Origin of the sequence: Thalassovita autumnalis, from assembly GCF_001458255.1 — a bacterium.
Classification (GTDB): Bacteria; Pseudomonadota; Alphaproteobacteria; order Rhodobacterales; family Rhodobacteraceae; genus Thalassobius; species Thalassobius autumnalis.
In genome coordinates, this window is the sequence record NZ_CYSB01000047.1 from 35116 (window position 1) to 59147 (window position 24032).

The window sequence follows — 24032 nt, forward strand, 5'->3', positions numbered from 1 at the left end:
GGTTCGCGCGAGCGAGCTGGCTTCTGGTTTTTTGGAACATTGAAAAGGGGGCTGTTGTGGCTCCAACGGGCGGGTTAGAGCCTGTTTCAGCGGCTTTTCATATGTTCTGCGAGGGAGGCTTTGGCGCCTTCGATATGGGCCAGGGTCAGGGCGGCGGCGCGCTCGGCGTCGCCTTTTTCGCAGGCTTCCAGAATGGCCAGGTGTTCGATGTTGGCGCGTTCCATGCCGTCTGACAGCACCAGCTGGGCGCGCAGGTAGCGGTCAATCCGGTCCATGGCATTGTCCACCACCGAGATGTGGTAGGGCAGGGCGCAGGCAGAGTAGAGCGCGCCGTGGAATTTGCGGTTCAGATCGCCCCAGTCCATCGGGTTTGGGGAGGCGGCAAAGTCTTCGCAATAGGCGCGGGCCTCGGCCAGCAGGGTTGGCGACATCTGCGGCACCGCGCGGCGAATGACTTCGCATTCGACCAGGGCGCGGAAATCAAACACCTCGGAGGCCTCTTCCAGGGACAGGCCGGCGACAACGGCGCCTTTGTAGCGCTGGGATTTCACCAGGCCTTGTTCTTCGAGCCGCGAAATCGCTTCGCGGACCGGGATCCGCGAGGTGTTGAACATCCGCGCGATTTCATCCTGACGCAGCGGTTCGCCATCCTGCAGTTCGCCCTCAATGATCGCTTTGCGCAGCGCTTCAAAGACGATGGTAGCCGCAGATGCGGTGCGGGAAATATCGACAGATTTCAGTTTCAAGGCTCACCTCCGTTCTGACGCAACCTAATGGACAACAAGGAAAAATAGAACCGGGCTTTTACCGGATTTTCCGCAGTTGAATTTTTTATATTGAATATTGGATCCAATATCCAGTAGGACTCTCGCCAACGGCTCGCAGGGGAGTGAGTCGGCTCAACAGGAGGAAGACCATGCTGAAGAAATTGGCCGCTGTAGGTGCGGTACTGGTTGCGGGCGCGCTGCCTGCTATGGCGGATACGCTGGATGATGTTGTGGATCGTGGCACGTTGCGCTGTGGCGTGGTGCTGGATTTCCCGCCGATCGGCTATCGCGATGCCAACAACGAACCTGCCGGTTTTGACGTGGAATACTGCAACGATCTGGCGGCGGCGCTGGAAGTTGAAGCCGAAGTTCTGCCGGTGACCTGGGCCGAGCGTCTGCCGGTGATCGTCACCGGTCGTGCCGACGTTGTGTTTGGCGCCACCTCGGACAGCCTGGCGCGGGCGCGGACCGTGGGTTTCACCATTCCCTATGCCATCTACTACGCGCAGGGTGTTGTGAACGCCGAGTCGGGCATCGAGACCTTTGAAGACATGCGCGGCAAGCGTGTGGCGGCTGCGATCGGCACCGTGCCGGAGCAGGAGTGGCTGAAGATCGCCGCCGAATGGGGTGAAGAGCACCTCTATCAGGGCTATCAGTCCGAAAACGAAGTCTTCCTGGCCGTGGCGCAGGGCAAGGCCGACATTGGCATCACCACCAACACCGCCGTGAAGCCGATCACCGATCAGTATGACACCGTGCTGGCAGGTCCGCGGATGCCCTGGACCACCGATTACACCTCGGTTGTGGGCAAACGTCAGGACGTGACCTGGCTGAACTATCTGAACCTGTTTGTGACCCATCAGGTGCGCTCGGGCCGTTATGGCGAGCTGTGGGGCAAATACGTTGGTGGCGAAGCGCCTGAGCTGCGCATCCCCGGCGTGATGTACTGATCTGACCAGATCTGAACCCGTTCCCTGCCCTGCCTGAACAGCGGGGCAGGGGGCGTCCTTCGGTCCAGATGGGATCAAGATATGTTTGACTATAACTTCCATTGGCGGCCGGTGATGAAAAGCCTGCCCGACCTGATCGAGGCAGGTTTCCTGACCTTGCAGGTGGCCGCGCTGGCGATGCTGTTTGGCATCGTGATCGGGCTGGGGCTGGCGCTGATCCGCCTGCACCTGCGCGGGCCGCTTTACTGGTTCGCCACCGCCTGGGTGGAACTGGCGCGCAATACGCCAGCGCTGTTCCAGCTGTTCTTCTTTGGCTTTGGCCTTGGCGCCTTTGGGCTGCATCTGATGCCCTATTCGATTGTGCTGGCGGGTCTGAGCTTTAACTGTGCGGGCTATCTGGCTGAGAACTTTCGCGGCGGGTTTCAGGCGATCCCTGACACCCAGATCCGCGCGGCGCGTAGCCTTGGGATGAGCGCAGTTCAGGCCTATGTGCGCATCGTGATCCCGCAAGTGCTGCGCGTCGTCTACCACCCGATGACCAACCAGATGGTCTGGGCGGTGCTGATGTCTTCGCTGGGGATGTTGGTGGGCTTCCGTGAACTGTCGGGTGAGACCCAGTTCTTTGCCTCGCGCACCTTCCGTATCTTTGAATATTTCGCCGTCACAGCCGTGATTTACTACGTGATCGTCAAGGTCATCCTGGGGGCCTCGCGCCTCTTGGCGACCCGGCTGTTCCGGTACTGAGGAGAGATGACATGAGTGATACCGTTTCTTTCTTCTCAGGCTTTGCGCCGCGCGATCTGCTGTTTCTGGGTGAAGCGGCGCTGCGCACCATGTGGATTTCGGCGCTGTCGATCACCATGGGGTCATTGCTGGGCGCGGTGTTTGGCTGGATGCTTTACGAAGGCAAATGGGTGGCCACGCTGACCCTGGCGCCGGTGCTGGATGTGTTCCGCTCTGTGCCGCTGATCATTCAGCTGGTGTTGTTTTACAACTTCGCCCCCATCGTTGGGCTGAACCTGGATCCCTTTGCCAGTGGTGTGGTGATCCTGACGATCTACACCGCTGCGCTGGTGGCCAATGTGGCCCGCGGTGGCATCGAGGCGGTGGAGCCGCCGATGCGCCGTGCGGCGCGCAGTCTGGGCATGAGCTACTGGCAGGACATGCGCCATGTGGTGCTGCCGATTGGCCTGCGCGCGGTGTTTCCGGCCTGGGTGGGTGTGGCGCTTGGCGTGATGAAGGACAGCGCGCTGGTGTCGGTGCTGGGTTACGTCGAGCTGCTGAAGGCCAGCCAGATCCTGATCACCCGGACACAGGAACCTTTCCTGATCCTGACCATCGCAGGGGCGTTCTACTTCGCCCTGTCTTATCCGATCTCGCGCTATGCCGCGAAACTTGAACAAAGGTGGGCACAATGATCGAAATTCGTGATCTCCACAAATATTTCGGCGCGTTGCACGTGCTGAAGGGCATCGATCTGGATGTCGAAAAAGGGGAGGTGCTGAGTGTGATTGGCGCCTCGGGCTCCGGCAAATCCACGCTGCTCTATACCATCAACGGGTTGGAGCCGGTGCAGCAGGGCCGGGTTGTTGTGGATGGCGTCGATGTGCACGCCAAAGGCACTGACCTCAACAAGCTGCGCCAGCGTCTGGGCATGGTGTTCCAGCAGTGGAACAGCTTCCCGCATCTGACGGCTTTGGAAAACGTGGCTTTGGCCCCGAAGATCGTCAAAGGCAAATCCAAGGCCGAGGCGCGTGAGATTGCCGCCGCGCAGCTGAAACACGTGGGGCTGGGGGACAAGCTGAACGTCTACCCATCCGCCCTGTCGGGTGGCCAGCAGCAGCGTCTAGCGATTGCCCGCGCTTTGGCGATGGAGCCGGAATATATGCTCTTTGACGAGGCGACTTCAGCCCTTGACCCCGAACTGGTGGGCGAGGTGCTGGAGACCATGCGCATGCTGGCCGAAGAGGGCATGACCATGATCTGCGTGACACATGAAATGGGCTTTGCCCGCGATGTGTCGGACCGCGTGGCGTTTTTCCATCAGGGCGTGATGGAAGAGATCGGCCCGCCGTCGCAGATCTTTGGCGATCCGCAATCTGAACACACCCAGAAATTCCTGGCGAATGCGCGTTAAGCGCCGCCTGACCTTTATAGACTTCTCAGAAGGACAAAACTGATGACCTCCAACATTTTCACCGGGACCATTCCCGCCCTGATGACCCCCTGCACCGCCGACCGGAAACCGGATTTTGACGCGCTGGTGAAAACCGGCAAAGAGCTGATCGCGGCAGGCATGTCGGCCGTTGTTTACTGTGGCTCGATGGGCGACTGGCCGCTGCTAACCGATGCCGAGCGGATGGAAGGTGTGCGCCGTCTGGTGGAGGCCGGTGTGCCGACCATCGTGGGCACCGGTGCGATCAACACTGCCTCAGCCGTGGCCCATGCCGCCCATGCGCAAGAGGTTGGCGCCCATGGTCTGATGGTGATCCCGCGGGTTCTGTCGCGTGGGCCTTCGGCCACCGCGCAGAAGAACCACTTCAAGGCCATTCTGGCCGCTGCGCCGGATCTGCCGGCGGTGATCTACAACAGCCCCTATTATGGTTTCGCGACCCGCGCCGATCTGTTCAACGCACTGCGTGCGGAACACCCGAACCTGATCGGTTTCAAGGAATTCGGCGGCAAGGATGACCTGCGCTATGCAGCGGAAAACATCACCTCAGGTTCGGACGATGTGACCTTGATGATTGGTGTCGACACTACTGTGTTCCACGGTTTCGTCAACTGCGGCGCCGGTGGTGCGATCACCGGTATTGGCAACGCGCTGCCGAAAGAGGTTCTGCATCTGGTGGCCCTGTCGCAGCAGGCAGCGGCTGGCAATGCCGCGGCCCGCGCCAAGGCGCAGGAGCTGGACGCGGCGCTGGGGGTTCTTTCGTCCTTTGACGAGGGGCCGGATCTGGTGCTCTATTACAAACATCTGATGGTTCTGAACGGGGATGAGGCTTACGCGCTGCACTTCAACGAAGATGACGCGCTGACCGCAAGCCAGCAGCGTTACGTGGAAGATCAGTACAAGCTGTTCAAGGACTGGTATGCCGATTGGGCAGCGCAGGCCGACGTGCAGGCGCTGGCAGCATAAGCGGGGGCGATGATGGATTATCGGAACCTTATTGGCGGCGAATGGGTCGCCTGCGGTGAAGGCCGCGCCAATGTGAACCCTTCGGATATCACCGACATTCTGGGCCATGCGGCCCAGGCCGGTGAGGGTGAGCTGGAACAGGCGATTTCTGCGGCAGATGCGGCGGCCCCGGGTTGGGCTGCCTCAACACCGCAGCAGCGGTTTGACGTCTTGGATTTCATCGGGACCGAGATTTTGGCCCGCAAGGAAGAGCTGGGCACTCTGCTGAGCCGTGAAGAGGGCAAAACCCTGCCCGAAGGCATTGGTGAAGCGGCCCGTGCCGGTCAGATCTTCAAGTTCTTTGCCGGTGAGTGCCTGCGCCAGACCGGGGATATCCTTGCTTCGGTCCGGCCCGGGGTTGGCGTTGAAGTGACCCGCTCGCCGGTGGGCGTTGTGGGGATGATCACGCCGTGGAACTTCCCCATTGCGATCCCTGCGTGGAAGATTGCGCCGGCGCTGGCCTTTGGCAATGCGGTGGTGCTGAAACCGGCCGATCTGGTGCCGGGCTGTGCCCATGCGCTGGCTGAGATCATTTCACGTTCTGGCCTGCCGAAGGGTGTGTTCAACCTGGTGCTGGGTCGTGGGTCGCTGATCGGGCCGAAGCTGATTGCCGATCCACGGGTTAACGCGATTTCCTTTACCGGATCGGTGCCGACCGGGCGCGGGATTGCCGCTGACTGTGGTGCGCGTCTGAAGAAGGTGCAGCTGGAGATGGGCGGCAAGAACCCGATGGTGGTTCTGGACGACGCGGATCTGGATGTGGCGGTTGATGCCTCGCTCAATGGGGCGTTTTTCTCCACCGGGCAGCGCTGCACGGCATCGTCGCGTCTGATCGTGACCGAAGGCATTCATGACGCCTTTGTGGCCAAGCTGACCGAGCGGATGACTGCGCTGAAGGTGGGCAACGCGCTGGAAGCAGGCATTCAGATGGGTCCGGTTGTGGATGAATCGCAGCTGGCGCAGGATCTGGACTACGTCGAGATCGCAGCCTCCGAAGGCGGCAAGGTCATTGGCGGCGAACGTCTGGAGCTAGCGCAGCAGGGCTTCTACATGGCGCCGGCGCTGGTCACGGAAACCACCAACGACATGCGCATCAACCGCGAAGAGGTCTTTGGCCCCGTTGCGTCAGTGGTGCGGGTGAAAGACTATGATGAGGCGCTGGCGGTGGCGAATGACACCGAATTTGGCCTGTCCTCCGGCATCTGCACCCAGTCGCTGAAACATGCCACCCACTTCAAAGCCAATGCGGCGGCGGGGATGGTCATGGTGAACCTGCCAACGGCGGGCGTGGATTATCACGTGCCCTTTGGTGGCACCAAAGGGTCGTCCTTTGGCTCACGCGAACAGGGGCGCAACGCGGTGGAGTTCTACACCACTGTGAAAACCGCCTACACGGGGGCATAAGGCATGGGCGCGTCAGTTATTGTCATCGGGGCAGGTGTGGTGGGGATCTCCACCGCGCTGGCGTTGCAGTCACGGGGCCATCAGGTCACCGTGCTGGATCGCAGCGGGGTGGCCGCTGAAGCCTCGGCGGGCAATGCGGGCGCGCTGGCCTTTGCCGATATCGAACCGCTGGCGACGCCGGGTATCCTGAAAAAGGCCCCGAAGTGGCTGCTGGACCCATTGGGCCCGCTGTCCTTGCCGATGGGCTATGCGCCACAGATCGCGCCCTGGATGCTACGGTTCTGGCGGGCGTCCTGGCGGGATCGCTACACCACTGGTGTCAGCGCGCAGGCCGCGCTGATGCATCTGTCGAGACAGGCCTTTCTGGATCTGGCACGCGGACAGGGGATGCAGGATCAGCTGCGCCATGAGGGGCAGCTGCAGCTTTATGAAGGTGAGGCGCAGTTTCGCGCCGCGCTGCCCGGTTGGGCACTGCGGGGCAGTCACGGCGTTGACTATCAGCTGCTGGACAGCGCTGGTGCTATTGCCGAGATCCAACCGGGGCTGGACGCGCGGTTCACTCATGCGGGCTATACGCCGGGGTGGATCAACCTGTGGGATCCGAAGGTCTGGGTTGAAGGACTGGCCGCGCGTTTTGTGGCGCAGGGCGGCGTGATTGAGGTGGCTGAGGTCACCGGGCTCAGCGATGGCGGCACCTTGGTTCTTTGCGCCGATGGCAGCCGGCGGACCTGCGATCATTTGGTGATCTGTGCTGGCGCCTGGTCGCATCATCTGGCGCGGATGCTGGGCGATAAGATCCCGCTGGAAACCGAGCGGGGGTATAACACCACGCTGCCGGCAGGCGCCTTTGATCTGAAAACCCATGTGACCTTCCCCAACCACGGTTTTGTGGTGACCAAGATCGGCACCGGCCTGCGGGTGGGTGGCGCGGTGGAGCTGGCGGGGCTGAAACGCGCGCCAAACTACCGCCGATCCGAGATTTTGCTGGAAAAGGCGGCGACCTTCCTGCCCGGTCTGCAGACCACGGGCGGCACGCAATGGATGGGCTACCGGCCCTCCTGCCCGGACAGCCTGCCGGTGATTGGACCGGCACCCAACGCGCGCCATGTGACCTATGCCTTCGGGCATGGCCATCTGGGGCTGACACAATCGGCAGGCACGGCGCAGCTGGTGGCGGATCTGGTGGATCGCAAACCTGCCAACCTGGACCTGACGCCCTATCGGGCGGATCGATTCAAGACGTTTTTCTAAAGGGTAAGACATGAGCCAACACACGTTCCAATGCATTGACGGGCACACCTGCGGTAACCCTGTGCGGGTGGTTTCGGGCGGTGCCCCGATGTTGGAAGGCAACACGATGCTGGAGCGTCGGGCGCATTTTCTGGCGGAATATGACTGGATCCGCACCGGGTTGATGTTTGAACCACGCGGCCATGACCAGATGTCGGGCTCAATCCTCTATCCGCCGACGCGGGAGGATTGCGACGTTGGGGTTCTGTATATCGAGACCTCGGGCTGTCTGCCGATGTGTGGTCACGGTACCATCGGCACCGTCACCACGGCGATCGAACACGGGCTGGTGACGCCGAAAACGCCCGGCGTTCTGCGGCTGGATACGCCTGCGGGGCTGGTGATTGCCGAATACCGTCAGGAGGGTCGTTTTGTCGAAGAGGTGCGGCTGACCAATGTGCCGTCGTTCCTTTACAAAACCGGGCTGACGGCTGAGGTCGACGGGCTTGGCGCGGTTACGGTGGATGTGGCCTATGGCGGCAACTTCTATGCGATTGTGGAACCACAAGCTGCGTTTCGCGATATGGCAGACCACCGCGCGCTGGATCTGGTGGGCAGGTCGCCCAAGCTGCGCGCGGCGCTGAATGAGAAATACGATTTTGTGCATCCCGAAAAGCCCGAGATCACTGGGTTAAGCCACATTCTGTGGACTGGGGCCCCCACTGTCGAGGGCGCTACGGCGCGCAATGCAGTGTTCTATGGCGATAAGGCAATTGATCGATCGCCCTGTGGCACCGGCACCTCCTCGCGCATGGCGCATTGGGCGGCGCGGGGGGACCTGAAGGTGGGCGACAGTTTTGTGCACGAATCGATCATTGGCAGCCTGTTCGAAGGCCGCGTCGAAGGCACCGCCAAAGTGGGTGATTTCGATGCCATCATCCCAAGCATTGGGGGCTGGGCGCGGGTCACCGGTTTCAACACGATCTTTATCGACGACCGTGATCCCTATGCACATGGGTTTGTGGTGACCTGAGAAGGTTCTGGGGAGGCGATGATGGGTGTATTGGCGGTGAAGGCCGAAGCGGCAGGCGCGGTTCTGCTGCTGGACGAGGGTCTGAGTTTCTGGGGTGGGGTGGATCCCGCCACCGGGCAGATCATTGACGCCAATCACCCGCAGCACGGGGCGTCCCTGGCGGGGCGGATTGTGATGATGCCGACCAGCCGCGGCTCCTGCACGGGCAGCGGCGTGTTGCTGGAACTGGCGCTGAACGGCCATGCGCCGGCGGCTTTGGTGTTTCGTGAGGCCGAGGACATCCTGACGCTGGGCGCGCTGATTGCGGGGCGGATGTTTGATCGGCCTCTCGCGGTTGTGCGGCTGGCGGCAGCGGACTACACGGCGCTGGCCGGGGAGGCCACGGCGCGGATTGAGGATCGTGTGTTAGAGGCCGGGGCCTTGCGCCTGGAGCTGGCGGAAGCAAGCGCTGAGGGGCTGGCGCTGTCCGAGACGGATCGCGCTATCCTGAACGGGGCCAAAGGTAAGGCGGCGCAATTGGCGATGGAGGTCACCTGCACCATGGCGGTGGGGCAGGGGGCAGAACGTCTGACCGATGTTAGCCGCGTGCATATCGATGGCTGCATCTACGCCAGCCCCGCCAATCTGCGCTTTGCCGAGGCGATGGCCGAGATGGGCGGGCAGGTGGTGATCCCCACAACGATGAACGCCATTTCGGTGGACCGTGAGAACTGGCAATCCCAAGGCGTGCCGCAGCTGTTTGGCGATCCCGCCAGCCGCTTGGCCGATGCCTATGTGACGATGGGGGCAAAACCCAGTTTCACCTGTGCACCCTATCTGCTGGAGGAGCGTCCGAGTGAGGGCGAAGATGTCGCCTGGGCGGAATCCAATGCGGTGATCTATGCGAACTCGGTCCTCGGGGCGCGGACGGTGAAACATCCCGATTTCCTAGATCTGTTCATTGCGCTGACGGGGCGGGCGCCGCTGTCTGGCGTCTATCTGCGAGGCAACCGCCGTCCGGCGCGGGTGATTGAGGTGACAGTGCCCGGTCAGCCCGATGATGGGGTCTGGCCGATGCTGGGCTGGCTGGTTGGGCAGGCAGCGCCGGATTGCATCCCGCTGATCCGTGGCGTTGATCATTTGCAGCCGAATGAAGATGACCTTAAGGGGCTGTGCGCCGCCTTTGGCACCACGTCGGCTGCGCCGATGCTGCATGTTGCGGGCGTGACGCCTGAGGCGGACTTGTTGCCCTTGGAAGGTGCTGAAGTGGTGACGCTGGATGCTGCCGACTTTGCCCGGGTTTGGGCGCAGTTCAATGCCGGTGGCGGCAAAGTGGATCTGGTGGCGCTTGGCAGCCCGCATTTCTCACTCACCGAATGTCACCGGCTGGTGGCGGCATTGGACGGGCGGCAGTGCGATCCTGCGACAACAACGCTTGTCACTTTGGGCCGCGCGACTTTGGCGGCGGCCAAGGCGGATGGGACATTGGCCGCGTTGGAAGCGGCGGGCGTGAAGGTGGTGCCGGATATCTGCTGGTGTTCGATCTCGGAACCGGTGTTCCCGCCTGAGGCCAAGGTTTTGATGACCAATTCGGGCAAATATGCCCATTATGCGCCGGGGCTTTGTGGCCGGGCGGTGCGTTTTGGCGGGCTACAGGCCTGCGCAGAAACAGCGGTGAGCGGTGTGGCGCCTGAGGGGCTGCCGGACTGGCTTGGATAACGAAAGGGACGCAAGATGCGCTCAAGCAAAACCATCCATGTGATTTCCTGCCATGCAGAGGGCGAGGTGGGCGATGTGATTGTCGGTGGCGTGATGCCGCCGCCCGGGGAGACCCTGTGGGAACAACGCAGCTGGATCGCGCAGGATGAGACCCTGCGCAATTTTGTGCTGAATGAGCCGCGCGGTGGGGTGTTTCGCCATGTGAACCTGCTGGTGCCGCCAAAACATCCCGATGCCGATGCCGCCTTTATCATCATGGAGCCGGAGGACACGCCGCCGATGTCGGGATCAAACTCGATCTGTGTGTCCACCGTGCTGCTGGATGGCGGGTTGATCCCGATGGTCGAGCCGGTGACCGAAATGACGCTGGAAGCGCCCGGCGGGCTGGTCAAAGTGCGGGCCGATTGCCGCAATGGCAAGGCCGAGCGGATCACGGTGCAGAACCTGCCAAGCTTTGCCGATCAGCTGGGCGTGGATCTGGAGGTGCCGGGGCTGGGCACCATCAAGGTGGACACCGCCTATGGCGGCGACAGTTTTGTGATCGTGGATGCCGCTGCATTGGGGATTGAGATCCGCGAAGATGAGGCGGCAGATATCGCCCGTCTGGGGGTGCAGATCACCAATGCCGCCAATGCGCAGCTGGGGTTCAGCCATCCTGAGAATGCGGATTGGGATCACATTTCCTTCTGCCTGTTTGCCGGTCCTGTCGAAGAGGTTGAGGGCGGGTTTGCCGCACGTTCGGCGGTGGCGATCCAGCCGGGCAAGGTGGACCGGTCGCCCACCGGCACGGCGGTGTCGGCGCGGATGGCGGTGCTGGCGGCGCGCGGGCAGATGGCCAAGGGGCAGACATTCACCGCGAAATCGATCATCGATTCCGAATTTCATGGCCGCATTGTTGAGGCCACTGAGGTTGGTGGCAAACCCGCTATCGTGCCGCAGATCAGCGGCCGGGGTTGGGTGACGGGCATTCATCAGCACATGCTGGATCCCAGCGATCCCTGGCCCGAAGGCTACCGTTTGAAAGACACCTGGGGTGCCTCTGGGGGTACATCCGGCGCGATTGCCGCTACGGGTGCTGAGGGCGAAAATTCAGGCGATTGAGCAGGCGAACGGCCACAGCGCGGGGCAATTCCATTTCCAAGGGTGGACTTGCCCCGGCGTCCTGCGTATGGCTTGCCGGGCAATAATGTTTCGTTTTGGCCCGGAAATCTTCTCATGAGTGCAAGCCAGACCCCCATCACGCAGACCACTGGAAAACATTCCTCTGTGAAGCGGCCCCCGAAAGGAGAGCCCACACAATTGGGCGCGTCCATTCGGCAGCGCCGCAAGGCCCTGGGCAAGACGCTGGTGCAGGTGGCGGGGGAAACGGATCTGACCACCGGTTTCATTAGCCAGGTGGAACGCGGGATTTCTTCGCCTTCGCTGAGTTCGCTGATGGCGATTGCGGCGGCGCTGTCGACCACGGTGGAACAATTGCTGAGCGTGCCGGACACCCTGCGGGAGTATACACCTGCGGATGCGCGGCAAAGCTATGCGCTTGGCACCAATGGGCGGTTTTATGAAAAACTGGGACCGGGCTTTTCCGGCGCGTTGATGTATCCGACGATCATCCATCGCCCGCCCGGCCACGAGTCCGAGAAGATGTGCCATCCGGGCGAGGTGTTCTTTCACCTGATGGTGGGCCAGATCGAGTATCATCTGGACGGCACCGTTTTTGTGATGAACCCCGGCGACAGCCTGCATCACGACACCAACAAGCCGCATTTTTCGCGCGTGTTGGGCGATCAGGAAACCACCGAGATGTGGGTCAGTACCACGCCCATGGGGCCCAGTTGATTCGCCATTTTGGGCGGTCCTTCACCTGAATTTGTTGGTTTTCCCCCGGTTTGAGCCATTCAAACCGGTGAATGCTTGCGCAAGCATTGAAAAATTTGTTGAAAAACAGTGCCTTATTAAGATTGTAGATTGGATACAAAATACTTGATTCGATCTGGCGAAGCTTACTAAAATAAATTTTAGTGAAGCTACAATTCCGCCGAGGACGGGATTGAAAAACTGGATCACTAGGGAGGATTCCAACCATGAAACGTTCGATCATGGTGGCGGCTTTGGCCGCTGCTACGGCTCTTTGCAGCCCTGCGATGGCGCAGGAACGCGGCGGCACTTTGAACTTTGCGCGTTATGACGGCTCACGTCTGATTGACCCGATCTATGCCGATCGCAACCCCGATATCTGGATGGTGGGCAGCCTGTTTGACACGCTGCTGCGCCCGTCGGCCGATGGCAACTCGGTTGTCGCCGGTCTGGCCGAAAGCCACAGCGTGTCGGCAGACGGCAAAACCGTCACGCTGACGCTGCAGGACGGTCTGAAGTTTTCTGATGGCTCGGCGCTGACCGGCGACGATGTTGTCTTTTCACTGGACCGCGCGCGCAATGGTGACCTGAGCCCCTGGGCCGGTCTGCTGGGGTCAATCGAAACGGTGGCCGCAGAGGGCAACACGATTACTCTGGGCCTGAAGACCCCCGATCCGACGATCCTGTCGATGCTGTCGACCTTCAACACGGCGATTGTGTCCAAGGCGGCGTTTGACGCAGCGGCGGGGGCCACCGATCAGGAAAAATCGGCAGCGATCTTTGCGGCGACCTCGGCCGGTGTGGGCTCTGGCCCGTTCTACCTCTGTGGGTTTGAGCAGGGTGCGACGATGGATTTCTGCGCCAATGAGCACTACTGGAAAATGGGCGCAGACGGCAAAGCACTGCCTTATCTGGAGAAGGTGCATTTCGAAATCATCCCCGATGATGCGACCCGTATCCTGAAGCTGCAGGCCGGCGAAGTGGATCTGGCCGAGTTCATTCCGTTCAGCCGTGTGGCTGAGCTGGATGCGGACCCGGCGGTCAATATGAACCTCTACCCGTCGACCCGGATCATCTATTCGCCGATCAACACCCGTGACACCCGCGCTGATGGCTCTGCCAACCCGCTGGCGGATGCCAAGGTGCGTCAGGCGATCAACTACGCCACCAACAAGGATGCGCTGATCGGTCTGGTATTGCAGGGCGCGGGCAAGCCGATGACCTCGCCCTTGATGGCGGCGGCAACCCCGCTGGCAACCGGTGAAGCCCCGCTTTATTCCTACGATCTGGACAAGGCCAAAGCGCTGATCGCTGAGGCAGGTGTGCCCGCCGGGACGGAGATCACCCTGACCACGCTGGCGGGTTCGGCTGATGACGCCACCATCTTTGCTGCGCTTCAGCAGATGTGGGCGCCGCTGGGTCTGAACGTGAAGGTCGAGCAGGTCGATGGTGCAACCCGTGGCGCCAAGAACCGTTCGGGTGAGTTTGACATCCACACCTATGGCTGGGTGAACGATGTAAACGACCCAAGCCAGGTTGCCGGTTGGCTGGGCTACCACCCGACCCGCAAGGCTGTAGGCACCGGTTGGAACAACCCCGAGTTCAACACCTTGTTCGAAGCCTCTTCGGTCGAGATTGATCCGGCCAAACGCGCTGAGCAATACGCCAAGATGCAGGACATCTATGCCGAGGCTGCGCCGCTGCTGTTCATGTATGAGACGCCGTTTGCGGTTGCCGTGTCGACCAAGGTTGAAGGCTACGTACAGACCCCGCTGGGCAACAACATCTTCGAGGGGGCTTCGGTCAGCCGTTAGGCTCAGAACACACTGATGTTCTAGCACCGGTTTGGCAGATTTTCGAACTGACTAGGAGCGTGCCTGCAGGAATAGACACCTATTTCAAAGGGATGTGACGCAGCTCAGTTCGAAAAACCGCCAAATCGCAGACGACAAAATCGCTGCATCTCAGTGGCGTGAGGCGCTTGAACATAGATCCACTATGTCCGGCGCACCTCAAACACCTGAGATTTTGCGATTTTGACGCCGGTGCTGAAAATCAGTGGGTCCTGAGCCTAAGACCACCGAAGCAAATAAGGGCGTCGCCGGTCTTACTCCCTTTCCGGCGGCGCTTTATCAAATACCAAGGGAGCGGAGGCCAAGATGGCCAGCATCCAATATATCCTGAAACGACTGGCGCTGATGGTCCCCACCTTTTTTCTGGTGATGGTGATCATCTTTCTGCTGGTGCGTTTCCTGCCGGGGGATCCGGCGACTGCCATTGCAGGGGACCGCGCCAGTGACGCGGATCTGGCGGCCATCCGCGACCGTCTGGGCCTGAATGAACCGATGTGGGTGCAGTTCTGGCTGTTCCTGACCAACACGTTGCAGGGCGATCTGGGCCGCTCGATCCTGATGCGGACTGAGGTGGTCGATGTGATTTTTGACCGGCTGCCGACCACCGCCTTCCTGACGCTTTATGCGGTGGGCCTGTCGATTGCCATTGCCGGGCCGCTGGCCTTTGTGGCTGCGCTGAACCGGGGGCGCTGGCCGGACAACCTGATCCGCACGGTGTTTCAGGTCGGCCTGTCGATGCCGGTGTTTTACATCGGTCTGGTGCTTCTGACCTTTCTGGGGGCGCAGCTGCGCTGGTTCCCGGTGGGCGGTTACGGCGAAGGGTTCTGGTCGCATATGTACCACCTGTTCCTGCCTTCGGTGACTGTGGCGCTTTACACCTCGGCGATCATCATGCGGAACCTGCGGTCCGCCATTATCGAGGTGCTGGATGCTGAATATGTGCAATTTGCCCGCGCCAAGGGCCTGCCGGATCGGTTGATCCTGGGCCGCCATGTGCTGCGCAATGCGTTGATTTCCACCGTGACGCTGCTGGGCCTGTCGATTGGCAACCTGATGAGCGGCACGCTGGTGACCGAAACGGTGTTTGCCGTGCCCGGTCTGGGCCGGTTGATGCTGGAGGCGATCTTTGCCCGCGACTACCCGTTGATCCAGGGGCTGACGCTGACCTTCGCGGTGCTGGTGTCGCTGGTGTTCCTGCTGACCGACCTGTTCCAAAGCTCGCTTGATCCAAGGATGCGTCTGTCATGAGTGAAGTGACTGTAAACACCACCTCCAATGCGCCGAAACGGATGACCCGTGCACGGCTGGCGCTGGCCAAGCCGGGGTTCCTGCTGGGCTGTGCGATCATCGGGATCTCAACGCTGCTGGCGCTGTTCCCGCAGGTTTTTGCGCCTTATGATCCGAACTTCATTGACTATCTGGCGGTGCGCCAACCGCCCAGCTGGGCCCATCCTTTTGGCACTGACAGCCTGGGGCGCGATGCCTTCAGCCGGGTGATCCATGCCTATTCCGTCAACATGCAGATGGCGGTGCTGGCAACGGTTTTTGCCCTGGTGATCGGCGTCGTTGTGGGCGCGTTGGTGGGCTACTATCGCGGCATTGCCGATATGATCTTTGGCCGGGTGGTGGATGCGGTCATCACCTTCCCCTTCCTTGTGCTGGTGATCGCGGTGGTCGCGGTTCTGGGGCCGGGGCTGATCAACATGTATATCGCCATCACCATGGTGGGCTGGGTCTATTACGCCCGTCTAATGCGGGCCGAGGTCATCGCCCAGATGGGCAATGACTATGCGGCGGCCGGGTTGGTGATGGGCTATAGCGACCGGCGGATCATCTTTCGCCACCTGCTGCCCAATGCCATCACCCCGGTGGTGATCTACTGGATGACCGATATGGCGCTGGCGATCCTGCTGGGATCTTCGCTGGGCTATCTGGGCCTTGGCGCGCAGCCGCCGCAGGCCGAATGGGGCGTGTTGATCGCCGAGGGGCGCAACTTCATCACCACCGCCTGGTGGCTGTCGCTGATGCCGGGCATCGCGATTGTGCTGACCGGCCTGGGCTTTTCGCTGATCGGCGATGGTCTGGCTGATCTGTTGCGGCCACGCGGGTGAGGAGAGGACAATGAACAATCCAATTCTTGAGGTGCAGGGGCTCTCAACCACGTTTCACCGTGGCGGCGTGACCCTGCCGGCCCTGCGCGATGTTTCGTTCAACGTCGGCAAGGGGGAAGTGCTGGGCCTGGTGGGCGAAAGCGGATCGGGCAAATCGGTCACCCTGCGCTCGGTTCTGGGTCTGGCGCGCCGCTATGGTGAGGTGACAGGCCAAGTGCGCTGGCAGGGCCAAGACCTGACCGGGCTGAGCGAACGGGAGATGCGCCACATTCGCGGCCGGGAGATCGCGATGATCTTTCAGGAGCCGATGACCTCACTCAATCCGCTGCTGACCGTTGGGCGGCAGCTGACCGAAACGCTGAAAGCACATACCGATCTGAACCGCCGCGCCCGCAAGGACCGGGCGATTGAGATGCTGGATCTGGTGGGCATTCCCGCCGCCGCTTCGCGGCTGAGTGACTATCCGCATCAGTTTTCCGGTGGCATGCGGCAGCGGGTGATGATCGCCATTGCGCTGGCCGTGGGGCCGCAGCTGCTGTTGGCGGATGAGCCGACAACCGCGCTGGATGTGACCATTCAGGCGCAGATCCTCGATCTGATCCTGAAGCTGTCACAGGATATGGATATGGGGGTCATCCTAGTGACCCATGATCTGGGAGTGGTGGCGCAGACCTGTGACCGGGTGGCGGTGATGTATGCTGGCCGGATTGTAGAGCAGGGGGCGGTGCGGCAGGTGCTGAAAGGCCCGCGCCATCCCTATACCGTTGGCTTGATGCAATCGGTGCCCGAAGGCGTGGCCCCGCGCACCCAGCTTTATTCTGTACCGGGCACGCCGCCGTCCCTTGCGGCGTTGCCTCAGGGATGTGCCTTTGCGCCGCGCTGCGCCTTTGTGAGTGGGCCCTGCGCGGCGCAGCGACCGGAGTTGGAAAGCGTTGGGGAAGGTCGCGAACTGGCCTGTTTCCATCCGGTTGAGGCTTTGGATGGGGTCGCGTCCAAAGCCGGGGCACATCCCGCCAGTTCCCCCCATATGACAGAGGAGAGCGCGGCATGAGTGAGACCGTTCTTGAGGTCGACAATGTCACCCTGGCCTTCCCAATCTCACGCAGCCTGATGGATGTGGTGCACCGCCGTCCGGGCAAGGTTGTGCGGGCGCTCAATGGCGTGTCGCTGGCCCTGCAGCGCGGCGAAACACTGGGCGTTGTGGGCGAATCCGGCTGTGGCAAATCCACCTTGGCACGCAGCATCGTGCGGCTGTATCCGCCCACCTCGGGCCATGTGCGCCATCACGGGCAGGATGTCTTTGGCGGCGAGGCCAAGAAAGACCGCGACTACAATCGCCGGGTTCAGATGATGTTTCAGGATCCGTTCTCCTCGCTCAACCCGCGGATGACGACGGGCCAGATCCTGTCCGAGGCCTTGCGGGTGCATGAGATGCGGCCCGAGGCGGAGATCCCGGCGCGGGTGGCGGAGCTGCTGGATCTGGTGCGGCTGCCGCAGGACGCGGCCGAAAAACTGCCGCATGAGTTTTCCGGTGGTCAGCGTCAGCGGATCGCCATTGCCCGTGCCCTGGCGGTGGAGCCTGAGGTGCTGATTGCGGATGAGCTGGTTTCAGCACTGGATGTTTCGGTTCAGGCGCAGGTGGTGAACCTGCTGCTGGAACTGCAGGACCGGCTGGGCCTGACCATCCTGTTTGTCGCCCATGACCTGCGGCTGGTGCGCCATGTCTCCAACAGGGTGGCAGTGATTTATCTGGGCCGGATCGTCGAGATCGGCGACAGTGAAACGCTGTTTTCCAATCCCAGCCATCCCTATTCGCAGGCGCTTCTGTCTGCTGCACCCTCGCTGGATCCCGATGACAAAGGACAGGCGCAGCACCTGAGTGGGGAGTTGCCCTCGCCGCTGAATGTGCCGCCGGGCTGTGCCTTCCACCAGCGCTGCCGTTTTGCCTCAGCGCGCTGCAAATCCGATATCCCGACACTGCGTAGCCTGCCCAACCGGGGTGAGGTTGCCTGTCACCATGCCGAAGAGATTTCTGAGAATGCCTGACACTCATACCCCCCAAACAACCGCAGTCAATCGGGCCACCGTGATTGCCGATCTGCGCGCTGAACTGGCGCGTCAGGGGCTGGATGCCTTTCTGCTGCCGCGGTTTGATGCCTATCAGGGTGAATATATCGCCCCCCATGATGAGCGCTTGGCCCATGTGACCGGGTTCACCGGATCAGCGGGCATGGCCATCGTCACCCGCGATATCGTCGCGGTTTTTGTGGATGGCCGCTACACGGTGCAGCTGGGCAACCAATCGCCCGGGCCGCTGTTTTCGCATCACCATATCTTTGATGAACCGCCCGAGGACTGGCTGGCGCGCCATGCGGGGGAGGGTTGGATTATCGGCTTTGATCCGATGCATTATCCGCCCGCCTGGTTTGATCGTTTCGCGGGGGGCGCCCGTCTGGCCGGGGCGCGGTTGCAGGCCGTGGCGCAGAACCCGGTGGATCAGATCTGGGCCGATCAGCCTGCGCCGCCGATGGGGCGGGTGACCGAGATGCCGCTGCAGTATGCGGGCAAATCAACCTTGGACAAATGCAGCGATCTGACCGGCGCGATGGCGGCTGAGGATCTGGCGCTGCATGTGGAAACCCAGCCTGACAACATTGCCTGGTTCCTGAATGTGCGGGGCGATGATGTGGCGTTTAACCCAATGCCGCAAAGCTTCATGCTGATCGGCGCTGATGGGGCCATTCACTGGTTTGTGGCGGCGGCGAAATTGGCGGGTGAGGTGGCGTTCAACCTGCCGGACAGTGTGCGGGTGCATCCCCCTGAAGCGTTTCTGCCCACCCTGTCTGACATGGTCAGCGCCGGGCAGGGGGTGTCGATCGATCCGGATTTCTCACCCGTTGCGGTGCGTTTGGCGCTGGAGGAGATCGGCGCGCGCATTGTCGAACGGCGTTCCGCCCTGACCCTGACGAAAGCGCAGAAAAACCAGACCGAGCTGGAAGGCCTGCGCGCCTGCCACATTGAAGATGGTGTGGCCTGGGTGGAGTTTTCAGCCTGGCTGGCGGCAGAGGTTCCGGCGCGCGCGGCGGCGGGCAACCCGCTGCATGAACGGGAGGCGGAACAGAAGATGCTGGCGCTGCGGCAGGCGCGGGCGGGGTTCATCAGCGAGTCGTTCAATTCGATCTCAGCCGCATGGGGCAATGCCGCCATGTGCCACTACGCCACCACCGAAGAGATGAGCGCGCCGATCCTGCCGGAAAACCCCTATCTGCTGGACAGCGGCGGCCAGTATGACACCGGCACCACGGATGCCACACGGTCGTTCAGTTTTGGCCAGCCCCGGCCCGAAGGCTATGACGTGGCCTATACGGCGGTGTTCAAAGCTTTCTATGCGCTGTCGACCTTGCGTTTCCCGCGGGGCACCCAGGGCCATCATATCGATGCGATCTGCCGCCGGCCTTTGTGGGATCTGGGGCTGGATTATGACCACGGCACCGGCCACGGGATCGGTCATCGCCTGTCGGTGCATGAACATCCGCAGCGTATTGGCAAACCCTACAACCCGGTTGATCTGGTGCCGGGCATGGTGATGTCGATTGAGCCGGGCCATTACGTGGCAGACCATTACGGCATTCGCATTGAAAACCTCTATGCGATTGTTGAGGCGGCTGATGGGTTCCTTGAGTTTCAGAACATGACCTATGCGCCGATCCAGACCGATATGCTGATCACCGCGCATCTGAGTGAGGAAGAGCTGAGCTGGCTCAACGCCTATCACGCGGAGGTTCTGCGCAGGCTTTCACCCTTGCTGAGCGATCAGGCGCGGGCCTGGGCTGAGGTGGCGATGGCACCGGTCAGCCGGTAACCAGAGGCCCCGTCCGGTCTGGGCGGGGTGTGATCTTGGCAAAGGGGCATCAAAGCGCCGCGATCTGTTTTTCCACTGTGGTGAGGGTCTCGGCCGCGGTGCAGCGCAGGGTGACACTGCGGCCTTGCCAGAACTCGACCGCGATGCCCAGATCAGGGCAGAGGATCACCAAACCGCCGGGGCCGCCGGGCTGGATGGTGATGCCATCCGCCGCCTCCAGCCACAGCAGCGGGGGCAGGTTTGGCCATGTGACCGGCTGCCAGAAAGGGGGCCCATCCGTGCCGCCGCGCAGATCTGTGGTGGGAAATCTTGCGGCGTCAAAGGCCTGTAGCCAGGCCTGCTGATCGCCGCCGATCACAGGGAACAGCGCCAGCAGTTCCGTGCTGCCACGACAGGCCAAGGTCAGCAGGGTCAGCATCCGGTCATGGGCACTGAGGAAATGCTGCAAGGGTTTGGCGTGCCGGTCGCTGCCTTGGTCCAGATCCAGCGTCAGGCTGTGCGGCAGGGCGGTGGCCAGATCACGGTAATTGGTGACGCCAAAGGCGTTTTGCAGATGATCTGACAAGCTGACCATGGGGGACCCTGTTTCCTAGCGTTCGCCGCAGAGTGTCACAGGCTGCGGGCAAGTCAACCGCGCTGTGCCACCATTTCACGGAACTGGGCTAGCTGTGTTTCCAGTGCCTTGGCCCGGGCAATCATTTCATCAGTCAGCTGCGCCTCAGCCGCGACATCGCGGATGAAGTTCACCGATTTCACCACATCGCGCCAACGTGGATTGGCGGGCAGCGTGTCCACCAGCAGGTATTTGTCCAGCGTGCGTGTCTGCAGTGAGGTCTTATCCAGATTGACCCGCCAGATGCCGGAGGTTTCGGCAAATTCGATTTTGCCCTTGCCGGTCAGATCGCTCCAGAGGGTGAGGGTGCCGGACATCAGATCGACAATGCATTGGCGGTAGGCATCATTGCTGGGGGCGGGGGTGGCCTCAGCCCCGGCGGGCGCGATGAGTGAGGGCAGCGAACTGTCCACCACATCGCGCAGTGAATGCACAAAGGCGCCGGGGCGTTTGCCCGCAGGCGACAGCAGGATCGCCTTACCGCCGCCCGCTTCGGGCATCATCGCAAAGACCGAGGCACCGATGGTCTGATCGCCCAGGCTCAGGCTGATCTGTTCCGGGTCATCATCGGCCTCCACCGCCGAAAGCTGCAGATGCGCCTGTGGTGGCAGCAGATCGGACAGCAGGCTCTGATTCACCTGAATAGATCGATCCAGCAACTGTTCGGCCTGCGCATTCACATAGGTGACCACATCGCGGGCGTTCACGCAGATCAGCCCATCGTCGAGGGTATCGAGCAGCTGCGTCATCCGCCGCTGGCTGAGGCGCAGGGCATCCTCAATCTGGACGCGGCGCTCAATCTCCTCGCGCAGTTCCAGGTTCTCCTCGCTGCTGCGATGGGCGCGTGAGGCTTGCAGCAGGGTGCGAATGCGCGACAGCAGTTCATCCTTCACAAAGGGTTTCACCACATAGTCGTTTGCCCCGGCTTCAAAGCCCGCGATCATATCCGACGACCGGCCGCGCGCCGTCAGCAGGATGATCGGCAGCTCATGCAGACCATAGCGGCGGCGCAGCTGTTGCGTGACCTCCAGCCCGTTGATCCCCGGCATCATCACATCCAGCACAATCAGGTCCGGTTTGGCGGTGGCGACCGAGCGCAGCGCCTCTGCCCCGCCAGCGGATTTGATGACCTGATAGCCCTGTGGCAGCAGTACGTTTTGCAGTACCTGCAGGTTGATCGGTTCATCATCCACGGTCAGGATCACCGGTGCATCCTCGACCAGCCCACTTTGTTCCGCACGGGCGGGCAGTGGGGTGTGTTGCGGTGTCGGCAGGGTTTGGGGGGCAAATTCATCCGGGGCCTGCGGCGCGGGCGCATCGCTGACCGGCAGGTGTACCTCAAAGGTGGAGCCGTGCCCCAGTTTTGAGGTGACCTCAATCCGGCCTTCCATCAGCACCGCCAGATTGCGCGCGATGGTCAGGCCCAGACCGGTGCTTTTGGGGCCTTGGGTGCCGGGAGTGAGCTGTTCCAGCGGGTGAAAGATCAGATCAATCGACTCGGCCGCGATGCCCGGGCCCTGATCGGTCACGGCGACCACAATGTCATCACCGTCCTGCCGGGCCGCAATGGTGATGTCACCGCCGCCGCCGTATTTGGCGGCGTTGGAAATCAGGTTGAACAGGATCTGTTCATAACGCACCGGATCGGCCCAGACGGCGGGCAGATCTTCGGGCAGGTCCAATATGACCTCCAACGGTTTTTCCAAGGATCCGCTGGCCATCATCGGTTCCACCAATTGCGCGACATTGCGCAGGGAATGACCCACATTCACCGGCTGCAGGTCCAGCCGCATCCGGCCTTCGCGAATGCGGTAAATGTCTAGGAGGTCATCCACCAGTCGCGACAACCGCCGGGCCGAGGAGGTGATGAGCCGCAGCTGGCTTTTCTGGCCCGGCTTCATCTCGCCCATGGCGCCGGCCTCCAGCGTTTCCAGAATGCCGATGATGCCGTTCAATGGCGTGCGCAGCTCATGGCTGGTGTTGGCCAGAAAACGGTCCTTGATCCGGTCGGCCTCCTCCAGCTTGGCGTTTTTCTCTTCGATCTGGCGCAGGTTCTGTTGCAGCGCATCATTTTTGTCGCGGATCAGGTCCAGCTGATCGCGCAGGCCTTTGCGCATCGAAGACACGGCCGAGGACAGCTGGGCATATTCCACCGGGCTGTCATATTCCGGCAGGTTTTCGTTCAGGTTGCCGTCGGCCACCGCGCTTGCGGCCTCGGCCAGGCGACGGATCGGGCGGGTCAGCGATTTGGAAAAGAAGAACAGGAGCAGGGACAGCGCGGCCAACGTGCTGGCGCCGATGATGGTCAATGCGGTGCTGAGGCGGCGTGAGTTGAAAAACGCATCTTCCATGCTGGCCTCCGCCACCACCAGCCAGGGCGGATCGGGGTGATGCAGCTGACCCCAGGCGCTGAGCGTTGGGCTGCCCATCAGCCCGGCCTCCAGAATGGCGACGGCGGCGGGGTTTGTCAGCTCCGCCGGCAGGGGCAGGGCGCGGCCAAATTGATCGCGGATCGCGGCGTCAGAACTGGCAATCACCGCACCGCCTTCGCTGAGCACGGTGAGCGGCGTTTCACTGCGGGCCAGCAATGTCTGGATGCCACTAGTAGGCATACGCAGGATCAGCGCGCCGCGTTTGCGCGAATGCAACCGCACCGGCACCGCGACATAGCCGGCAAAGGTTTCAGTCACCGCATCAAGGGAGAAGTCCTGAATGATCGGTTCAATCCCCGCCTCCCGGCTGAGCGCATCATGGGCGCGTTCCAGCCCGGCGGCGCTGCCGTCAAGAAACCGGCCCAGATAGGCATCGGGGGCAGAGGCATAGACAACCTGCCCGTAGCGATCGACAAGATAGAGGTTGTCAAACGGGCTGTCGGCCAGAAAGCTGAGGAAACCGGCGTGAAAGCGGCGATAGACGTTGGCATATTCCAGCGCCTCACGCAGCAGCCGGTCCCCGGCACCGATGCCATCAGGTTGACCCCCGGCGCGGCCAACCTCAAAAATATCGCGCAGCAGGGCGCCACCTGCCCGTTCGCCGCCGGGCAGCTGCCGGATCGCGTAGCTGAAGCCGTAGAAGTCGCCGACCGAGTAGCGGACGTTTGAACTGAGCGCCAGATCCTCGGCCTGTTTGCGGGCATGGGTCAGGTATTGGCTGATCTCAGAACTTTTGGCGTTGCGGGCAAATCCAACCTTCTGAAAGGTTTCCGAGGTGATGGTCTGATTGACCAGCGCATAAAAGACCCAGCCGCCCAACGTCAGCGGCAGGACGGATGCCACCAGAAAGGTCACCAGGAGGCGGGCGCGAATTCCATTGAGCAACGCTAGGGTCCTTTTCTGGGCCAAAGGGGCGCCGGGCGGGGCGCGGTGGTTTCGTTATCTTCGGCGATTTGACCGGCCTGGGGCAAGGGGGCGCGGTGAGCGAGGTGGTTCTAGGGACTTGGCGGTCTGTGATGTAACATGTTGATTTTATTGCAGTCGGCG

General features: G+C 61.7%; 20 protein-coding genes. 17 read left to right on the plus strand and 3 right to left on the minus strand.

Annotation, left to right across the window (positions count from 1 at the left end):
* Positions 1 to 86 precede the first annotated feature (86 nt).
* Entirely contained in the window at positions 87 to 746 is a 660-nt protein-coding gene (locus tag TL5118_RS20265; RefSeq protein WP_058244398.1) for a GntR family transcriptional regulator, read from the minus strand.
* Between the two features lie 170 nt (positions 747 to 916).
* Between TL5118_RS20265 and TL5118_RS20270 the strand changes: the two genes are divergently transcribed.
* The 17 genes from TL5118_RS20270 (at position 917) to TL5118_RS20350 (ending at position 19940) form a co-directional block, all read left to right on the plus strand.
* Positions 917 to 1717: a transporter substrate-binding domain-containing protein gene (locus TL5118_RS20270; protein ID WP_058244397.1), complete on the plus strand. Its 801-nt coding sequence runs from the start codon at positions 917 to 919 to the stop codon at positions 1715 to 1717.
* An 81-nt stretch (positions 1718 to 1798) separates the two neighbouring features.
* Complete coding sequence (locus tag TL5118_RS20275) at positions 1799 to 2461, plus strand: amino acid ABC transporter permease (protein WP_058244396.1); 663 nt, start codon at positions 1799 to 1801, stop codon at positions 2459 to 2461.
* An 11-nt stretch (positions 2462 to 2472) separates the two neighbouring features.
* Positions 2473 to 3135, plus strand: coding sequence for an amino acid ABC transporter permease (locus tag TL5118_RS20280; RefSeq protein WP_058244395.1), 663 nt, complete (start codon positions 2473 to 2475; stop codon positions 3133 to 3135).
* Entirely contained in the window at positions 3132 to 3854 is a 723-nt protein-coding gene (locus tag TL5118_RS20285) for an amino acid ABC transporter ATP-binding protein (RefSeq protein ID WP_058244394.1), read from the plus strand. Before TL5118_RS20280 ends, TL5118_RS20285 begins: the two co-directional genes overlap by 4 nt.
* A 42-nt stretch (positions 3855 to 3896) precedes the next feature.
* Complete coding sequence (locus TL5118_RS20290; RefSeq protein WP_058244393.1) at positions 3897 to 4856, plus strand: dihydrodipicolinate synthase family protein; 960 nt, start codon at positions 3897 to 3899, stop codon at positions 4854 to 4856.
* Between the two features lie 12 nt (positions 4857 to 4868).
* Entirely contained in the window at positions 4869 to 6299 is a 1431-nt protein-coding gene (locus TL5118_RS20295; RefSeq protein WP_058244429.1) for an aldehyde dehydrogenase family protein, read from the plus strand.
* Positions 6300 to 6302: 3 nt separating this feature from the next.
* Positions 6303 to 7550 carry an NAD(P)/FAD-dependent oxidoreductase gene (locus tag TL5118_RS20300; RefSeq protein ID WP_058244392.1) on the plus strand — a complete coding sequence of 416 codons (1248 nt, stop codon included), beginning with the start codon at positions 6303 to 6305 and terminating at the stop codon, positions 7548 to 7550.
* Between the two features lie 10 nt (positions 7551 to 7560).
* Positions 7561 to 8562, plus strand: a complete 1002-nt coding sequence (locus TL5118_RS20305) for a 4-hydroxyproline epimerase (protein ID WP_058244391.1) — start codon at positions 7561 to 7563, stop codon at positions 8560 to 8562.
* A gap of 21 nt (positions 8563 to 8583) precedes the next feature.
* Positions 8584 to 10260, plus strand: coding sequence for a cis-3-hydroxy-L-proline dehydratase (lhpI, locus tag TL5118_RS20310; protein WP_058244428.1), 1677 nt, complete (start codon positions 8584 to 8586; stop codon positions 10258 to 10260).
* 15 nt (positions 10261 to 10275) lie between these two features.
* Complete coding sequence (locus TL5118_RS20315; protein WP_058244390.1) at positions 10276 to 11361, plus strand: trans-3-hydroxy-L-proline dehydratase; 1086 nt, start codon at positions 10276 to 10278, stop codon at positions 11359 to 11361.
* A gap of 198 nt (positions 11362 to 11559) precedes the next feature.
* Entirely contained in the window at positions 11560 to 12096 is a 537-nt protein-coding gene (locus TL5118_RS20320) for a helix-turn-helix domain-containing protein (protein WP_242601832.1), read from the plus strand.
* Positions 12097 to 12341: 245 nt separating this feature from the next.
* Positions 12342 to 13928 carry an ABC transporter substrate-binding protein gene (locus TL5118_RS20325; RefSeq protein WP_058244388.1) on the plus strand — a complete coding sequence of 529 codons (1587 nt, stop codon included), beginning with the start codon at positions 12342 to 12344 and terminating at the stop codon, positions 13926 to 13928.
* Between the two features lie 345 nt (positions 13929 to 14273).
* The gene (locus tag TL5118_RS20330; protein ID WP_058244387.1) at positions 14274 to 15215 is read left to right on the plus strand and encodes an ABC transporter permease; all 942 of its coding nucleotides are present in this window, start codon (positions 14274 to 14276) and stop codon (positions 15213 to 15215) included.
* Positions 15212 to 16078 carry an ABC transporter permease gene (locus TL5118_RS20335; protein WP_058244386.1) on the plus strand — a complete coding sequence of 289 codons (867 nt, stop codon included), beginning with the start codon at positions 15212 to 15214 and terminating at the stop codon, positions 16076 to 16078. The genes TL5118_RS20330 and TL5118_RS20335 overlap by 4 nt, the downstream gene beginning before the upstream one ends.
* Before the next feature lie 10 nt (positions 16079 to 16088).
* Positions 16089 to 17129: an ABC transporter ATP-binding protein gene (locus TL5118_RS20340; RefSeq protein WP_106404250.1), complete on the plus strand. Its 1041-nt coding sequence runs from the start codon at positions 16089 to 16091 to the stop codon at positions 17127 to 17129.
* Positions 17126 to 18124, plus strand: coding sequence for an ABC transporter ATP-binding protein (locus TL5118_RS20345; RefSeq protein ID WP_058244384.1), 999 nt, complete (start codon positions 17126 to 17128; stop codon positions 18122 to 18124). The genes TL5118_RS20340 and TL5118_RS20345 overlap by 4 nt, the downstream gene beginning before the upstream one ends.
* Positions 18117 to 19940: an aminopeptidase P family protein gene (locus tag TL5118_RS20350; RefSeq protein ID WP_058244383.1), complete on the plus strand. Its 1824-nt coding sequence runs from the start codon at positions 18117 to 18119 to the stop codon at positions 19938 to 19940. The genes TL5118_RS20345 and TL5118_RS20350 overlap by 8 nt, the downstream gene beginning before the upstream one ends.
* A 49-nt stretch (positions 19941 to 19989) precedes the next feature.
* On the opposite strand, the gene TL5118_RS20355 is transcribed toward TL5118_RS20350, so the two are convergent.
* Together TL5118_RS20355 and TL5118_RS20360 are read right to left on the minus strand one after the other, a co-directional pair.
* Entirely contained in the window at positions 19990 to 20514 is a 525-nt protein-coding gene (locus TL5118_RS20355; protein WP_058244382.1) for a hypothetical protein, read from the minus strand.
* A 53-nt stretch (positions 20515 to 20567) separates the two neighbouring features.
* Positions 20568 to 23870: a hybrid sensor histidine kinase/response regulator gene (locus TL5118_RS20360; protein ID WP_058244381.1), complete on the minus strand. Its 3303-nt coding sequence runs from the start codon at positions 23868 to 23870 to the stop codon at positions 20568 to 20570.
* Positions 23871 to 24032: the final 162 nt, after the last annotated feature.

What these genes read in the sequence shown, in the direction of transcription:
- TL5118_RS20270 (WP_058244397.1), top strand. Translation starts at nt 917, where the DNA reads ATGCTGAAGAAATTGGCCGCTGTAGGTGCGGTACTGGTTGCGGGCGCG.
- TL5118_RS20275 (WP_058244396.1), top strand. Translation starts at nt 1,799, where the DNA reads ATGTTTGACTATAACTTCCATTGGCGGCCGGTGATGAAAAGCCTGCCC.
- TL5118_RS20280 (WP_058244395.1), top strand. Translation starts at nt 2,473, where the DNA reads ATGAGTGATACCGTTTCTTTCTTCTCAGGCTTTGCGCCGCGCGATCTG.
- TL5118_RS20285 (WP_058244394.1), top strand. Translation starts at nt 3,132, where the DNA reads ATGATCGAAATTCGTGATCTCCACAAATATTTCGGCGCGTTGCACGTG.
- TL5118_RS20290 (WP_058244393.1), top strand. Translation starts at nt 3,897, where the DNA reads ATGACCTCCAACATTTTCACCGGGACCATTCCCGCCCTGATGACCCCC.
- TL5118_RS20295 (WP_058244429.1), top strand. Translation starts at nt 4,869, where the DNA reads ATGGATTATCGGAACCTTATTGGCGGCGAATGGGTCGCCTGCGGTGAA.
- TL5118_RS20300 (WP_058244392.1), top strand. Translation starts at nt 6,303, where the DNA reads ATGGGCGCGTCAGTTATTGTCATCGGGGCAGGTGTGGTGGGGATCTCC.
- TL5118_RS20305 (WP_058244391.1), top strand. Translation starts at nt 7,561, where the DNA reads ATGAGCCAACACACGTTCCAATGCATTGACGGGCACACCTGCGGTAAC.
- lhpI (WP_058244428.1), top strand. Translation starts at nt 8,584, where the DNA reads ATGGGTGTATTGGCGGTGAAGGCCGAAGCGGCAGGCGCGGTTCTGCTG.
- TL5118_RS20315 (WP_058244390.1), top strand. Translation starts at nt 10,276, where the DNA reads ATGCGCTCAAGCAAAACCATCCATGTGATTTCCTGCCATGCAGAGGGC.
- TL5118_RS20325 (WP_058244388.1), top strand. Translation starts at nt 12,342, where the DNA reads ATGAAACGTTCGATCATGGTGGCGGCTTTGGCCGCTGCTACGGCTCTT.
- TL5118_RS20330 (WP_058244387.1), top strand. Translation starts at nt 14,274, where the DNA reads ATGGCCAGCATCCAATATATCCTGAAACGACTGGCGCTGATGGTCCCC.
- TL5118_RS20335 (WP_058244386.1), top strand. Translation starts at nt 15,212, where the DNA reads ATGAGTGAAGTGACTGTAAACACCACCTCCAATGCGCCGAAACGGATG.
- TL5118_RS20340 (WP_106404250.1), top strand. Translation starts at nt 16,089, where the DNA reads ATGAACAATCCAATTCTTGAGGTGCAGGGGCTCTCAACCACGTTTCAC.
- TL5118_RS20345 (WP_058244384.1), top strand. Translation starts at nt 17,126, where the DNA reads ATGAGTGAGACCGTTCTTGAGGTCGACAATGTCACCCTGGCCTTCCCA.
- TL5118_RS20350 (WP_058244383.1), top strand. Translation starts at nt 18,117, where the DNA reads ATGCCTGACACTCATACCCCCCAAACAACCGCAGTCAATCGGGCCACC.
- TL5118_RS20355 (WP_058244382.1), bottom strand. Translation starts at nt 20,514, where the DNA reads ATGGTCAGCTTGTCAGATCATCTGCAAAACGCCTTTGGCGTCACCAAT.